Annotated in this window: 15 protein-coding genes and 2 tRNA genes; 15 read left to right on the forward strand and 2 right to left on the reverse strand. The window is 64.1% G+C overall.

Annotated features, from left to right (window positions below; genetic code table 11):
• Positions 1 to 847: 847 nt before the first annotated feature.
• Positions 848 to 922: transfer RNA gene (locus IVB36_RS15505), tRNA-Thr, on the reverse strand.
• Positions 923 to 1,238: 316 nt separating this feature from the next.
• Between IVB36_RS15505 and IVB36_RS15510 the strand changes: the two genes are divergently transcribed.
• The 14 genes from IVB36_RS15510 to IVB36_RS15575 all read left to right on the forward strand — a co-directional run bounded on the left by IVB36_RS15510 (position 1,239) and on the right by IVB36_RS15575 (position 10,856).
• Positions 1,239 to 1,451, forward strand: coding sequence for a hypothetical protein (locus IVB36_RS15510; protein WP_018453104.1), 213 nt, complete (start codon positions 1,239 to 1,241; stop codon positions 1,449 to 1,451).
• Positions 1,452 to 1,477: 26 nt separating this feature from the next.
• Positions 1,478 to 3,184, forward strand: a complete 1,707-nt coding sequence (locus tag IVB36_RS15515; protein WP_018453105.1) for an FAD-dependent oxidoreductase — start codon at positions 1,478 to 1,480, stop codon at positions 3,182 to 3,184.
• 237 nt (positions 3,185 to 3,421) lie between these two features.
• Entirely contained in the window at positions 3,422 to 3,730 is a 309-nt protein-coding gene (locus IVB36_RS15520) for an EthD family reductase (RefSeq protein WP_007615494.1), read from the forward strand.
• Between the two features lie 224 nt (positions 3,731 to 3,954).
• On the forward strand, positions 3,955 to 4,464 hold the full coding sequence (locus tag IVB36_RS15525; RefSeq protein WP_026232463.1) for a hypothetical protein: 510 nt from the start codon (positions 3,955 to 3,957) through the stop codon (positions 4,462 to 4,464).
• A gap of 19 nt (positions 4,465 to 4,483) precedes the next feature.
• On the forward strand, positions 4,484 to 5,308 hold the full coding sequence (locus IVB36_RS15530) for an alpha/beta hydrolase (RefSeq protein WP_018453107.1): 825 nt from the start codon (positions 4,484 to 4,486) through the stop codon (positions 5,306 to 5,308).
• Between the two features lie 136 nt (positions 5,309 to 5,444).
• Positions 5,445 to 6,104, forward strand: a complete 660-nt coding sequence (locus tag IVB36_RS15535) for an NAD(P)H-binding protein (protein ID WP_018453108.1) — start codon at positions 5,445 to 5,447, stop codon at positions 6,102 to 6,104.
• A gap of 81 nt (positions 6,105 to 6,185) precedes the next feature.
• Positions 6,186 to 6,623: a DUF2948 family protein gene (locus IVB36_RS15540; protein ID WP_026232464.1), complete on the forward strand. Its 438-nt coding sequence runs from the start codon at positions 6,186 to 6,188 to the stop codon at positions 6,621 to 6,623.
• Positions 6,624 to 6,775: 152 nt separating this feature from the next.
• Positions 6,776 to 8,071 carry a histidinol dehydrogenase gene (hisD, locus tag IVB36_RS15545; protein WP_018453110.1) on the forward strand — a complete coding sequence of 432 codons (1,296 nt, stop codon included), beginning with the start codon at positions 6,776 to 6,778 and terminating at the stop codon, positions 8,069 to 8,071.
• Entirely contained in the window at positions 8,068 to 8,565 is a 498-nt protein-coding gene (locus tag IVB36_RS15550; RefSeq protein ID WP_018453111.1) for a UPF0262 family protein, read from the forward strand. The genes hisD and IVB36_RS15550 overlap by 4 nt, the downstream gene beginning before the upstream one ends.
• Positions 8,566 to 8,570: 5 nt before the next feature.
• The gene (locus tag IVB36_RS15555; RefSeq protein WP_018453112.1) at positions 8,571 to 9,038 is read left to right on the forward strand and encodes a low molecular weight phosphatase family protein; all 468 of its coding nucleotides are present in this window, start codon (positions 8,571 to 8,573) and stop codon (positions 9,036 to 9,038) included.
• Between the two features lie 156 nt (positions 9,039 to 9,194).
• Positions 9,195 to 9,824, forward strand: coding sequence for a Maf-like protein (locus tag IVB36_RS15560; RefSeq protein ID WP_247392092.1), 630 nt, complete (start codon positions 9,195 to 9,197; stop codon positions 9,822 to 9,824).
• A 155-nt stretch (positions 9,825 to 9,979) separates the two neighbouring features.
• Positions 9,980 to 10,162, forward strand: coding sequence for a DNA gyrase inhibitor YacG (gene yacG, locus IVB36_RS15565; RefSeq protein WP_007597555.1), 183 nt, complete (start codon positions 9,980 to 9,982; stop codon positions 10,160 to 10,162).
• A 185-nt stretch (positions 10,163 to 10,347) separates the two neighbouring features.
• Positions 10,348 to 10,423 (forward strand) — tRNA-Phe (locus tag IVB36_RS15570).
• Positions 10,424 to 10,607: 184 nt separating this feature from the next.
• Positions 10,608 to 10,856 carry a hypothetical protein gene (locus tag IVB36_RS15575; protein ID WP_007615460.1) on the forward strand — a complete coding sequence of 83 codons (249 nt, stop codon included), beginning with the start codon at positions 10,608 to 10,610 and terminating at the stop codon, positions 10,854 to 10,856.
• Positions 10,857 to 10,869: 13 nt separating this feature from the next.
• Here the strand turns inward: IVB36_RS15575 and IVB36_RS15580 are convergent, their stop codons facing one another.
• Entirely contained in the window at positions 10,870 to 12,012 is a 1,143-nt protein-coding gene (locus tag IVB36_RS15580; RefSeq protein ID WP_018453114.1) for a helix-turn-helix transcriptional regulator, read from the reverse strand.
• 595 nt (positions 12,013 to 12,607) lie between these two features.
• Between IVB36_RS15580 and IVB36_RS15585 the strand changes: the two genes are divergently transcribed.
• A complete protein-coding gene (locus IVB36_RS15585; RefSeq protein ID WP_018453115.1) occupies positions 12,608 to 13,282 on the forward strand; it encodes a heme-binding beta-barrel domain-containing protein in 675 nt (224 codons plus the stop codon).
• The last annotated feature ends 12 nt before the right edge of the window (positions 13,283 to 13,294 follow it).

Genomic DNA, 13,294 nt, shown 5'->3' on the forward strand with positions numbered 1-13,294 from the left:
AAGGTTGCGAACCCCTCATCTCAAGACAGGACGCCTCGTTGCGCTATCCTCTCAGCCGCGCTGCCGGCCGTCGTGCCTACCGCGCGAGCGGTTTAGTCCTGTGGCCCCATAGCGGAAGTCTGCTCGACGTCGGCTTGTATCCCCTTCCATAGGTTGGGCGATATACGTGCTTAGGCGCGCGCTAGGCAGGCAAATCTGACCCGTCGGGCAAAACACCTCTCTCCTGCAAAATCTCGTCAACCCTCCCCCACAAAAATATTCCACTTTACCGAAATTCGGAATCGCAGTATCAATCCGCCATCCCGGTCCAGGGAGAGGGGCGATCGTCCGTCGTAACGTGCGTGGGTCGGGGGGCGGTGGACGCGGCAGTGTCGGGCACGCGAAGGCGGAACCAGGGCGAGATGAACCTCGTGAGGTCCTGTTGCGTGCGGACGAACGGCGCCTGTGTCCGGCGAGCCTCTTGGCGAAGCCGGATCGCTGCGTACGGCAAAATCGTGTGGTCCTGGCCGTCGTTGCTACGGTCAAGCCTTGCGGAGATGGATCGAGGCTCAACCGGGTCTCAATGCATCGTCAATTCGCAAGGCGACGGTGACAAAAAGGAACTCGTCGCCGGGGAGAGCGCGGCATAAGCCGTCAACCCACTGCGCAGGGAAGGCCGAGTGTTCGGCGTCACCTGTATGCTGCTGTGCGGTCTTTTTGCGCTACATTTTCGCGCAGCGGACCGCGGGTGCTAAGCCGGCACCCGGTCTTCCCTGCGCCTCTTCACAGAGGAGGGTCAAGGTAGAAGCAAAACTCGGGCATCTCATGCCGCGAGAAGGCTGTTTCATGTGTGATTTGAGCGAGGGAATGGTGCTGCCAGACAGGATTGAACTGTCGACCTCTCCATTACCAATGGAGTGCTCTACCACTGAGCTACGGCAGCATGTGCTGGGATAAGAATCGGCCGCCACGAGGGGCCTACCAAGCGGGCCGATATCTGCCACAAGGCCCCCTCCTGTGCAAGCTTGCTAGCTCCGCCAAAGCGATAAAATCGGGTCGATATCGGGGCCAAAATGCCTGTTCTGGCGCGAAACGGCCGACTTTCCGCGGAATAGGTTCCGATATCCCCACCCAACTGGCCAGTTGCCCGATACGCCGGATTCGATCCATTTCGATTTTCGCACGATCGGATCGCGCGGGCCTCTTGAGCCGCCTTATTCCTCGGGCATGTTATCGCCGATCGCTGTAATGGACCGGTGATGGCAGACGAGAACGACAAGAGCACGAAGCAGGACTCCAGACAGGCGAGGGCGTTCCGCGACGACCGGCTCAAATCGGCGCTGCGCGAAAACCTGAAGCGGCGGAAGATGCAGGCGCGCGAACGCGCCGCAAGCACCGACCCCTCGCAGAATGAAGATGGTTCCCTAGATGAGGGGGCCGCCGGCGAGATAGCCGGCAAGACCGGCGACTAGAATTTTTGGAGTGCATGGACGTGGCAATGGGGCAGGACGAATCGCAACGACCCGAGAGTGACGCGCAGATGTCGCGGTTCACCCGCCCTGAACAGACCTTTCCGGCGCTGACACCAGCCGAGATCGGGCGTGTCAGGCATTTCGGCGAGGTCCGCAACTATGCCGATGGGGAATTCCTGTTCGAGACCGGTAAGCCGGGACCCGGCATGTTCGTCGTGCTCAAGGGCCACGTCGCCATCACCCAGCGCGACGGCCTCGGCCATGTCACGCCGTTGATCGATCAGGGGCCGGGGCAATTTTTGGCCGAGCTGAGCCAGCTCTCCGGACGGCCGGCGCTGGTCGACGGCCGCGCCGAAGGCGATGTCGAGACGCTGCTGTTGCCGCCGGAGCGGCTGCGCGCGCTGCTGGTCGCCGAGGCCGAACTCGGCGAGCGCATCATGCGCGCGCTGATCCTGCGCCGGGTCAATCTGCTCCAGGGCGGCGTCGGCGGCGTGGTGCTGATCGGTCCGTCGCATTCGGCAGGCGTGGTGCGGTTGCAGGGCTTCCTCACCCGCAACGGCCAGCCGCATCATCTGCTCGATCCCGCGCGCGATCGCGACGCCGCCGACGTCATCGCGCGTTATTCGCCCAAGCCGGACGACTGGCCGCTGGTCGTCACACCCGATGGTGCGGTGCTGCGCAATCCCGGCGAAACCGAGCTTGCGCGCGCGATCGGCATGATCGGCGGTCCGCGCAACGACCGTATCTACGACGTCGCGATCGTCGGCTCGGGGCCAGCCGGGCTCGCCACGGCCGTGTATGCCGCGTCCGAAGGCCTCTCCGTCGCCGTGCTCGACACCCGCGCCTTCGGCGGCCAGGCCGGCGCCAGCGCGCGCATCGAAAACTATCTGGGCTTTCCGACCGGCATTTCCGGCCAGGCCCTGACCGCGCGCGCCTTCAACCAGGCACAAAAGTTCGGCGCGGAAATCATGATCCCGGTGACGGTGAAGTCGCTCGACTGCACGCGCAAGGACGGCGCGTTCTCGGTGGCGCTTGACGGCTGCGATCCCCTGCATTCGCGCGCGGTGGTGGTCGCAAGCGGCGCACGCTATCGCCGGCCCGAGATCGAGAACCTCGACAAGTTCGAAGGCCGTGGCGTCTGGTATTGGGCCTCGCCGGTCGAGGCGAAGCTCTGCGCCGGCGAGGAAGTGGCGCTGGTCGGCGCCGGAAACTCGGCGGGGCAGGCCGCTGTGTTCCTGTCGGGGCACGCCAAAAAAGTGCTGATGATCATCCGCGGCGGCGGTCTCGGCGCCAGCATGTCGCGCTATCTCATCGAGCGCATCGAAGCCACGCCGAACATCGAACTGATGTTCAACACCGAGATCACGGCGCTCGAAGGCGACGAGGCCTCGCTGCTGCGGCGCATCCGCTGGAAGAGCCGGCTCTCGGCCGACGAGGATTTCGCCGACATCCGCAATCTCTTCCTGTTCGTCGGCGCCGATCCCGCCACCAGCTGGCTCGACGGCTGCGGCATCACGCTCGATCGCGGCGGCTTCGTCGTCACAGGCGCGCAGTCCGAGCAGAACCAGGGCCGGCTGGTTGCGCCGCTGGAGACGTCGGTGCCCGGCGTGTACGCCGTCGGCGACGTCCGCTCCGGCTCGGTCAAGCGCGTCGGCGGCGCCATCGGCGAAGGCGCCCAGGTCGTGGCCTCCCTGCACGGCTTCCTCGGCGACGCCGCAAAACCGGCGCTTTAGTCAAGGACAAGGCAAGTAAATGGCAAGTCGAATGAGGCTTGCCATCTTGCGGTGTGATGCGTGACTATCTCCTCATCCTGAGGAGCGCGCATTGCGCGCGTCTCGAAGGATGAAGGCCCAGCTGCCAAAGCCGGGCCTGCATGGTTCGCGCGGCGATGCGCAAGCATAGTCCGCAGGGGCGCTCGCGCGCCTCCTCACCATGAGGATCGACAAAGAAGCGCTTAACGGGAGGACTAAATGGCTGAAATCGTCGTGCTGTATAAAACGCCCACGGATGCTGCGGCCTTCGACAAATACTATGCCGAGACCCATATTCCGCTCGCCAAGAAACTTCCAGGCTTGAAGAAGTACGCCATCAGCAAGGGGCCGGTCGGCTCCCCCGCTGGACCTTCCGGAATCCATCTCGTCGCCATTCTCACCTTCGACAGCACAGCCGACATCCAGGCGGCATTCGCTAGCCCGGAAGGCAAGGCGACCGGTGCCGACGTGCCGAAATTCGCCAGTGGCGGCGCCGACCTGTTGATCTTCGACACCAAGGAAGTGTGAACCGCGATTCGACTTCGTCGACTCGTAGCCCCGGATTTCGCTTCGCTCCATCCGGGCTACAACTGCCGTCGTTTGTGACAGCGGTGCAAATAATTCAGCCATGCGTTTTCTATTCGCACGACGACGCATGGCTGCGCACGCATGTGTGACGCCAGCGCGTGTGGCAATTCGATGAGGACCGTAATATCAATCCCGACCTCAATATGGAGAGTAGGAGAGATGTCATGGTTCTTGGGTTGAGCTTGCCCGCCTTCACGCTGGTTCATGTCATCATCAGCCTGATCGGCATCGCCGCCGGCCTTGTCGTGATGTTCGGCCTGCTCGGCTCGAAGCCGATGCCGCGCCTCACCACGATTTTCTTAGCGTTCACGATCCTCACCAGCGCCACCGGCTTCCTGTTTCCGTTCAAGGAGCTGCTGCCGTCGCATATCATCGGCATCATCTCGCTGGTCCTGCTCGCGATCGCCTGCGTCGCGCTCTACGGCATGAAGCTCGCTGGGGTGTGGCGCCCGGTCTACATCGTGACCGCGATGATCTCGCTCTATTTCAACGTCTTCGTGCTGGTGATCCAGTCGTTCCTGAAGGTGCCGGCGCTCGCCGCGCTCGCTCCCGCCGTGGCGCCGGCGCCGCCCGGAGGTCCGGTGTTCGCCGTGGTGCAGGGCCTCGTGCTGGTGTTCTTCGTGGTGTTCACCATCGGCGCCTGGCGCCGCTTCAAGCCGATGGCGGTCGCCTGAACATACAAGGAGCCTAGCAATGCCCACCATCACCACCAAGGACGGCGTCGAGATCTTCTACAAGGACTGGGGAAGTGGCCAGCCGATCGTGTTCAGTCACGGCTGGCCGCTGTCGGCTGACGACTGGGACGCGCAGATGATGTTCTTCGTCACGCGCGGCTATCGCGTCATCGCGCATGACCGTCGCGGCCATGGCCGTTCGTCGCAGGTCGCCGACGGCCACGACATGGATCATTATGCCGATGATCTCGCAGCCGTGACGGCCCATCTCGATCTCAAGAACGCGATCCATGTCGGCCACTCCACCGGCGGCGGCGAAGTCGTGCATTACATCGCGCGCCATGGCGAGAGCCGGGTGGCGAAGGCCGCGATCCTCTCCGCAGTGCCGCCGCTGATGCTGAAGACGGAGGCTAATCCCGGCGGCCTGCCCAAGAGCGTGTTCGACGATTTCCAGGTGCAGCTCGCTGCCGGCCGCGCCAGCTTCTACCGCGACATCGCGGCCGGCCCCTTCTATGGCTACAACCGTCCCGGCGCAAAGCCGTCGGAAGCGGTGATCCAGAACTGGTGGCGCCAGGGCATGATGGGCGGCGCGAAAGCCCATTACGACGGCATCGTCGCGTTCTCGCAGACCGACTTCACCGAGGATCTGAAGAAGATCAATGTGCCGGTGCTGGTGATGCACGGCGACGACGACCAGATCGTGCCCTTCGCCGATTCCGCGCCGCTGTCGGCCAAGCTCTTGAAGAACGGCACGCTGAAGACCTACAAGGGTTTCCCGCACGGCATGCCGACGACGCACGCCGAGACCATCAACGCGGACCTGCTTGCGTTCTTCAAGGGGTGAGCGGCCTCAGTCCACGCGCGGACCGATCTGATTTCGAACCGGCCGGGTGCGAACACGTTCCAGTCGCGTGTGAGCCGGTGGTTGCAGCCTTTCATTAGTCAGTCTGCCGCGGAAGGCGCGCTGCGGGGAGATCCCGATGCAGATCATCATCTTCGGCGCGACCGGCATGGTCGGGCAGGGCGTCTTGCGCGAATGCCTGATCGATGCCCGCATCGATCGCGTGCTCGTGGTCGGCCGCAGCCCGACCGGCGTGCGCCACGCCAAGCTCACCGAGATCACACACGGCGAGTTCACGGACTACTCGGCGATCGAAGCGCAGCTCACCGGCTTCGATGCCTGCTTCTTCTGCCTCGGCGTCTCCTCGATCGGCATGAGCGAGGAGCGCTACCGCCATCTGACCTATGACATCACGCTCGCAGCGGCGACCGCGCTGGCACGGCTCAATCCGCAGATGACATTCGTCTATGTCACGGGCGCCGGCACTGATTCCACCGAGCAGGGTTCGCGGATGTGGGCGCGGATCAAGGGCAAGACCGAGAACGACCTGCTCAAGCTGCCATTCAAGGCGGCCTACATGTTCCGGCCCGGTGCGATCCAACCGCTCCACGGTGCCCGCTCCAAGACTGCGTGGGTGCAGGCCGTGTATGCAGCAAGTTGGCCGCTGTGGTCGGTGCTGCGCCGGCTCTCGCCGCGGCTCGTTACCTCGACCGAGCAGATCGGCCGCGCCATGATCCGGGTTGCGCGGGAGGGGTATCCGCGAAAGGTGCTGGAGATGGAGGATATCAATAGCCTCTAGTCCCGTAGGGCATTAGTTCTAGGGAAATTTCGCCGCCCGCGCGCGTTGAGCCCTATCCGCCCGAAGGAGAAAGCGCCGTCGATGTCTCCCCAGCTCAAACTGATCGCACTCGACGCCGACGACCTCTCCGTAATCTCGGCCCACGTCCAGGACGCCCGCGTGCAGCCCTCGGACATCATCTGGCGGCAAAGTGAAAAGCGGCTGGTCGTCGGCATGAGCCGGTTGGACTGGGAGCAGACGCTGGACGGCGAAGCCGAGCCGCGCAGGCTGGTGGCGGCTCTCCGGTTCGACCGCGTGCTCGCCTGCAAGTCGCGCGACATCGACCTCGACGCGCCGGACACTGTCCTGGACCTTGTCGGCATCGAATTCCACGGCCAGGACGCCCCCGGCGGGAGCGCCCTGCTGCTGTTTGCCCAAGGCGGCGCCATCCGCCTCGACGTCGAATGCCTGGAATGCGAGCTGACTGATCTGGGGGCGGATCAGCTGGGGACGGGGTTGGAGGCTGAAGGCGAGGGGTGAGGTGGCATGCCAACGCCACGCCTTCCGGTTTCGCCAGGACGACGCCGGAGGGGAGCGGCCCGGCTCAAGGGTTGACGCAGCTTCCCCGCCGCGCCATTGAGCAGGGGCCTGGTGAGCCAAACCGCGCCCCCAAAAACCAGTTAGAAGCCAAGATGCCCGTTCGTCTCGACCGCAGCAGCGCCGATTTTGACCAGCGATTCGGGGCCTTCCTCGCCGCCAAGCGCGAGGCCTCGGCCGATGTCGAGGCGGCCGCGCGTGCCATCGTCGACGACGTGGCGAAGCGGGGCGATGCCGCCTTGCTCGAGGCCACGGCAAAGTTCGACCGGTTGACGCTCGATGCATCCGACCTGCGCGTCACCGCCGCCGAGATCGAGGCCGCGGTGAAAGCCTGTGATGCAGCGACGCTGGATGCGCTCAAGCTCGCGCGCGATCGCATCGAGACCTATCACCGCCGCCAACTGCCGAAGGACGAGCGCTTCACCGATCAGCTCGGCGTCGAGCTCGGCTGGCGCTACACCGCGATCGAATCCGCCGGCCTCTACGTGCCCGGCGGCACCGCGGCCTATCCGTCCTCGGTGCTGATGAATGCGGTGCCGGCAAAGGTCGCCGGCGTGACGCGTCTCGTCATGGTGGTGCCCTCGCCCGACGGCAAGCTCAATCCGCTGGTGCTGGCGGCGGCAAAGCTTGGTGGCGTCACCGAGATCTATCGCGTCGGCGGTGCGCAGGCGGTGGCCGCGCTCGCCCATGGCACCGCGACGATCGCGCCCGTCGCCAAGATCGTCGGCCCCGGCAATGCATATGTCGCCGCGGCAAAGCGGCTGGTCTTCGGCAAGGTCGGCATCGACATGATCGCGGGTCCCTCCGAGGTGCTCGTCATCGCCGATGACACCGGCAATGCCGACTGGATTGCCGCCGACCTGCTGGCCCAGGCTGAGCACGATGCCAGCGCGCAGTCGATCCTGATTACCGATTCCGCGCGCCTTGCCGCCGATGTCGAAAAAGCCGTCGAGGCGCAGTTGAAGACGCTGCCGCGCGCCGTAATCGCCAGCGCCTCGTGGGCCGATTTCGGCGCCATCATCATGGTGAAGAACCTCAACGACGCCATTCCGCTCGCGGATGCGATTGCCGCCGAACATCTCGAGATCATGACGCAAGATCCCGACGCGCTCGCCGCAAAAATCCGCAACGCCGGCGCCGTGTTCCTCGGGCCGCATACGCCGGAGGCGATCGGGGACTATGTCGGCGGCTCCAACCATGTGCTGCCGACGGCGCGCTCGGCACGATTCTCGTCGGGGCTCTCGGTGCACGATTTCCTCAAGCGCACCTCGATCCTGAAATGCGGCCCGGATCAGCTGCGTGCGCTGGGACCAGCCGCGATGATTCTCGGCAAGGCGGAGGGGCTAGATGCCCATTCGCGCTCGATTGGATTGCGCCTCAATTTGTCATGACCCAGCCGCCCGAACAGGACGACTCGACCAATCGCATCGTCGGCGTCACGCTCGACGAGGACTCGATCGGCCGTTCCGGGCCTGACATCGAGCATGAGCGCGCGATCGCGATCTACGATTTGATCGAGCAGAACCTGTTCGCGCCGGAGGGCGCCGACGGGAAGGGGCCGTTCACGCTGCATATCGGGATCACCGGCAGCCGGCTGATGTTCGACATCCGTCGCGAGGACGGCACGCCCGTGGTCGCGCATCTGTTGTCGCTGACGCCGTTCCGGCGGATCGTGAAGGACTATTTCATGATCTGCGACAGCTACTATCAGGCGATCCGCACAGCGACGCCGGACAAGATCGAGGCCATCGACATGGGCCGCCGCGGCATCCATGACGAGGGCTCGCGCACGCTGCAGGAGCGGCTGAAGGGCAAGGTGCGGGTCGATTTCGAGACCTCGCGCCGGCTGTTCACGCTCATTACCGTTCTGCACTGGAAGGGTTAAGCGCGATGGCGGGTCCGCCACGCGCACGCGATCCGCAATCGGTGCTGTTCGCTTGCGCCATGAACAGCGTGCGCTCGCCGATGGCCGAGAGCCTGCTGCGGCACATGTTTCCGCAAGGGCTCTACGTGAAATCGGCCGGCGCCAGGCGCGGCGAACTCGATCCGTTCGCGGTGTCCGTGATGGCCGAGCTCGGCCAGGACATCTCCGCCCACAAGCCTCAGACCTTCGAGGAACTGGAGGATTGGGAGGGGTTGAATTTCGACCTGATCATCACGCTGTCGCCGGAGGCGCATCACAAGGCGCTGGAGCTGACCCGCACGCTTGCCGCCGACGTCGAGTATTGGCCGACGCATGATCCCACCACCATGGAAGGCAGCCGCGACCAGAAGTTGGCTGCCTATCGCGACGTCTGCGACCAGCTCCTGCTGCGCATCCGCCGGCGGTTTTCGAAGGTGGGCGCGGCGAACGGGTAGCATTCGGCGCCCGTAACACCCGCGTCACAGACTGCAGGCACACGCATCCTGTACCCGTCGAATCAGTAAAGTCCGGGTTCCCGGGTTGTGAAATCAGCCCCCGTCCGATAGGTTCCGCGCGCAATTCACCCCCTGCTTCATTCCCCAAATCACCTGATGCTCGGCCGCCCCAAATTCGTTCTCGCCTCCGGTTCGCCGCGGCGCCTGTCGCTGCTCAACCAGGCCGGCATCGAGCCGGACGCGCTCCGGCCCGCCGACGTCGACGAGACGCCGAAGCGGGGCGAGCTGCCGCGCGCCTGCGCCAACCGGCTCGCGCGGGCCAAGGCGGATGCGGCGCTCAAATCGGTGCAGCTTGACGACGAGCTGCGCGGCGCCTTCATCCTCTCCGCCGACACGGTGGTGGCGGTCGGCCGCCGCATCTTGCCCAAAGCCAACCTCGTCGACGAGGCCGCGCAGTGCCTGCGGCTGCTGTCGGGTCGCAACCACCGCGTCTACACCGCGATCACCCTGGTGACGCCGCGCGAGGCCTTCCGCCAGCGCCTGGTCGAGACCCGCGTCCGCTTCAAGCGCCTCTCGGAGGACGACATTCAGGCCTATATCGGCTCCGGCGAATGGCGCGGCAAAGCCGGCGGCTACGCGGTGCAGGGCATCGCCGGCTCCTTCGTGGTCAAGATGGTGGGGTCCTACACCAACGTGGTCGGCCTGCCGCTCTACGAGACCACCACGCTGCTGGGCGGCGAAGGTTTCCCGATCCGCTTCGGCTGGCTCAACGCCACCGCCGCCTGAGCCGAAAAGCCGCTCCTGCAAAAATCGCGAAAACAACCCCATGCACAGTAGAATTGCCCCGCGGAAATCTGGCCGGGACGCCTGCGCTTCCGCCGGAGGAACCCCTTTGGCGACGGGCTCTTGAACTCTCTCACCTCGTGTAAGCTGAGCACCCTATGGACGACCAGGTGAAAAAGCCCGCAAGCCCCCTCAAAACCTGTCCGATCTGCGGCAAGCCGCAGTCCGAGGCCACCCGCCCGTTCTGCTCCTCGCGCTGCCGCGACGTCGATCTGAACCGCTGGCTGAAAGGCTCCTATGTCATTCCCGGCCGGGATGACGAGGCAGACGGAGAGGAATAACCCTGTTCTATCAAGCATTTAAATTGTAGATGCACCGCTACGCGGCGTTGCCTCCGAGCCACGTCCTGCCTTGTGCACAGCCGGGCCACGCCCCGCGAAGCCATCGGCGAAGCGTGGGTGGACAGGCAGCCTTCAGCCCACTATAAACCGCCCGCTCGATGGGCTTTGGCCCCTCTTTGGAGCACGCCCAGGTAGCTCAGTTGGTAGAGCATGCGACTGAAAATCGCAGTGTCGGTGGTTCGATTCCGCCCCTGGGCACCATTTTCGCTCTCCACGGGCAACATCTTGCCCAGCGCCAAGCCTTGAGCGCCAAGCCTTGACCAGCCGGCTCGCGCAGCAATCCGTTCCGGAACCAGATCGCGCCCGCCGTTGCTGGCACTCTGCTTGCTCAGCCAGGACCAAAGTCTGGCCTTGGAAGAGAGGCCGTTTCAGGTTGAGGCAAGTGATGCAAGAGATGTCCCGTTCTGGTGCTGCCGGCGAACTCCGGCTCGATGCGTTGGTCGCCGATTTGTGGTGGCGCGTTAGACTCATCAACACCGACATTCTCGAGGAAGAGGCGAGAGCAGGGGTGTTTGACGTGCTTCAGCCGACCTATCCGCTTCTTGCGCTGAATCTTCGCGCGCGACGCGACAATTTGGTCTCGACGATCGGCGTGCTCGAGCAGCGTGCGCGATCAACGTCGGAAGCGGCTTGAGCGCGGTCTTCTGTTACACCGGGAACGTCAGCGATTTCGCGAGCCTGACCAGATCGACCTGGCGCCGGCAGCCCGTCTTTTCGAAGACGTGAATGAGATGGCTCTTCACGGTGCTGACGGAAACGCGGAGCAAGGCCGAGATTGCGTCTCGTGTGTGTCCCTCGCAGATGAGCTCGAAGATGCGAATCTCGGCCGGCGTCAGGTCATAGAGCTGGTTGAGCGCATCGTGAAGCAATCGCGGCGGCCCGGAGGCTGACGTCACGAACACGGCGGCAGCGGCGCTCTGGATCAGACCGGATCGTGTGTGGCTGCGTCGCAGCGGCAGAACGTGGATGACGAGAGGCTCACCGCTTTGGCGAGGGATCGGGATGCCGATGCCTTTTTGCCCGAGCGTCGCCTCGTCCTTTGCCGCCTGCGCGACGGCTGATTGCAATGTGGCCGTGCTCGCCGCGGATTGAACCGCGATCCTGCCATGCCTTGCCACGATCGGATCGCCGGCCGCGAGCATCGCCGCGGCTGCGGCGTTGGTGTGAACGATCTTCGAATCCTCGTCGGCCAGGACGACGCCCACCGTCAGGGCCTCCACCGTCGCCGCGAATGTGTTGGCTTCCACCGCCTTCATGTCGAACAGATTGCTGATCGTCACGGCGCGGCGGATGTGAGGCGCCAGAAGGCGCAATCCGTCGACCTGCGCATCGTCGATCCGGCCTGCCGACTCATGCTGGCTGAATATCGCATTTCCAACCATCGTCCTGTCGCGAACGAGGCCGACGGCAACGGCGTCGAACAGGCCCCTGGGCATGGCCCATTCGCGATAGTAGCGGTTGCTGGAAATAACGTCCGGCCGGACGGCTTGGGATTGAACGACCGGCTCGCCGAGCGGGTATTGCCGAATGCGTTCGGCGCCGCCCCAGAGCTCGATGATGTCGGGGCCGTAGCCGACCCCGTTCTGGGCCATCTGGGCCAGGTCGGACCCGGAGACCGCATTGACGACGGCCTTCATGTTGGTGAGGCTGGCGACCGAGAGCGCGCCGGTGGCAAAGCCGAACTGGGCGCAGATCTGATCTAGAACTTCGGTCCAGCCTTCCGGCGCGATCACACAATCATAGACACTGCCGATGAGGTCCGAGAACTTCTCGACCGAAGCCTGCTGCATTCCAAACCACTCACTTGAAAATAACGGACGTCACGTGAACGCTAGTTTAGGAGTGGCTTCGTCGCCTATGGTGTATTTCACAATCCTGAGGTGATCTTATCATCGTGATTCCGTGGCGCAAACGGGAACACCGAACACAAATGCTTATGACGCTCTCCTGGGCAGCTGCCATGATTTTCACGAATTACGGAACGTCAACGCCTTGGCTGCATAAGCCCGACGCTCGGGTGTCTGATTAAAACTGCGGCAGATTCGACGTCGATTGCAAAATCTACCTTGTTGTCAGGTAGCTCGCAGTGATCCACCAAGCGAAAGGCAGAACTCCATGCACAACTCCATCCAGCGATCGCATTGGCGACGTGGTTACACCCTCGAGCGCGACGACGCATCGTCTGCGACCATCGCGACCAGCCCATCGTGGGCGACCATCGCAATCAACCCATCGTCCGGGACCACCGCCACTAAGCGTCCTGGCGCTTCGCGTCATGCATCGTCTGCGCGTGGCGCCTATGTCCATTCGCGATTGTGAGGCTGGAGAACGAGCCACGCCCGCGCTCTCATGCTATTGCTGCCTCGCAACGACGCGAGGACACCCATGCTCCCCCTTCCCGCCGATATCTTCACCGAGCCCGAGGACGTCTCGCCCGACGGACTTGCCAATCTCGGCCCGCTCCGCCGTCTCGCCGGTGTCTGGCAGGCCGACAAGGGTATCGACATCAATCCGAAGGCCGAGGGGCCGGAGCGGCGGACCTTCATCGAGCGCATCCGGATGGACCCGATCGATCCGCAGGCCAACGGGCCGCAGCTGCTCTATGGGCTGCGGTATCACATCCACATCAACACGCCCGAGGAAGACATCACCTTCCACGACCAGGTCGGCTACTGGTTGTGGGAGCCCGCGACCGGGTTGATCATGCAGACGCTGGCGATTCCGCGCGGGCAGGTGCTGCTGGCGTCGGGCAAGGCCGGGCCGGGCGACAAGGAGATCTCCGTGACCGCCAAGCGCGGCGACACCGCTTACGGGATCTGCTCGACTGATTTTCTGGAACAAGCGTTCCGCACCGATGCTTACCGCTGCGACATCACCTTCAACGACGACGGCAGTTGGACCTATCTGATCCAGACCGAGTTGTTCGTGCACGGCGCGCCGTTCAACCATCGCGACACCAACACGCTGAAACTCATCGCGCCGCCAAAGCTCAATCCCCTCGCTTTGATCGTGAACGATCGCGCCACGGGGAATGAGAAGGGCAATGAGCCGGCTGCCTGAGCGCGGCCCGGA

Source organism: Bradyrhizobium sp. 35, assembly GCF_023073215.1.
GTDB classification, from domain to species: Bacteria; Pseudomonadota; Alphaproteobacteria; order Rhizobiales; family Xanthobacteraceae; genus Bradyrhizobium; species Bradyrhizobium canariense_D.

Coding starts and splice junctions, on each gene's coding strand:
- IVB36_RS15510 (WP_018453104.1), top strand. CDS start 1,239: ATGGCAGACGAGAACGACAAGAGCACGAAGCAGGACTCCAGACAGGCG.
- IVB36_RS15515 (WP_018453105.1), top strand. CDS start 1,478: ATGGGGCAGGACGAATCGCAACGACCCGAGAGTGACGCGCAGATGTCG.
- IVB36_RS15520 (WP_007615494.1), top strand. CDS start 3,422: ATGGCTGAAATCGTCGTGCTGTATAAAACGCCCACGGATGCTGCGGCC.
- IVB36_RS15525 (WP_026232463.1), top strand. CDS start 3,955: ATGGTTCTTGGGTTGAGCTTGCCCGCCTTCACGCTGGTTCATGTCATC.
- IVB36_RS15530 (WP_018453107.1), top strand. CDS start 4,484: ATGCCCACCATCACCACCAAGGACGGCGTCGAGATCTTCTACAAGGAC.
- IVB36_RS15535 (WP_018453108.1), top strand. CDS start 5,445: ATGCAGATCATCATCTTCGGCGCGACCGGCATGGTCGGGCAGGGCGTC.
- IVB36_RS15540 (WP_026232464.1), top strand. CDS start 6,186: ATGTCTCCCCAGCTCAAACTGATCGCACTCGACGCCGACGACCTCTCC.
- hisD (WP_018453110.1), top strand. CDS start 6,776: ATGCCCGTTCGTCTCGACCGCAGCAGCGCCGATTTTGACCAGCGATTC.
- IVB36_RS15550 (WP_018453111.1), top strand. CDS start 8,068: ATGACCCAGCCGCCCGAACAGGACGACTCGACCAATCGCATCGTCGGC.
- IVB36_RS15555 (WP_018453112.1), top strand. CDS start 8,571: ATGGCGGGTCCGCCACGCGCACGCGATCCGCAATCGGTGCTGTTCGCT.
- IVB36_RS15560 (WP_247392092.1), top strand. CDS start 9,195: ATGCTCGGCCGCCCCAAATTCGTTCTCGCCTCCGGTTCGCCGCGGCGC.
- yacG (WP_007597555.1), top strand. CDS start 9,980: ATGGACGACCAGGTGAAAAAGCCCGCAAGCCCCCTCAAAACCTGTCCG.
- IVB36_RS15575 (WP_007615460.1), top strand. CDS start 10,608: ATGCAAGAGATGTCCCGTTCTGGTGCTGCCGGCGAACTCCGGCTCGAT.
- IVB36_RS15580 (WP_018453114.1), bottom strand. CDS start 12,012: ATGCAGCAGGCTTCGGTCGAGAAGTTCTCGGACCTCATCGGCAGTGTC.
- IVB36_RS15585 (WP_018453115.1), top strand. CDS start 12,608: ATGCTCCCCCTTCCCGCCGATATCTTCACCGAGCCCGAGGACGTCTCG.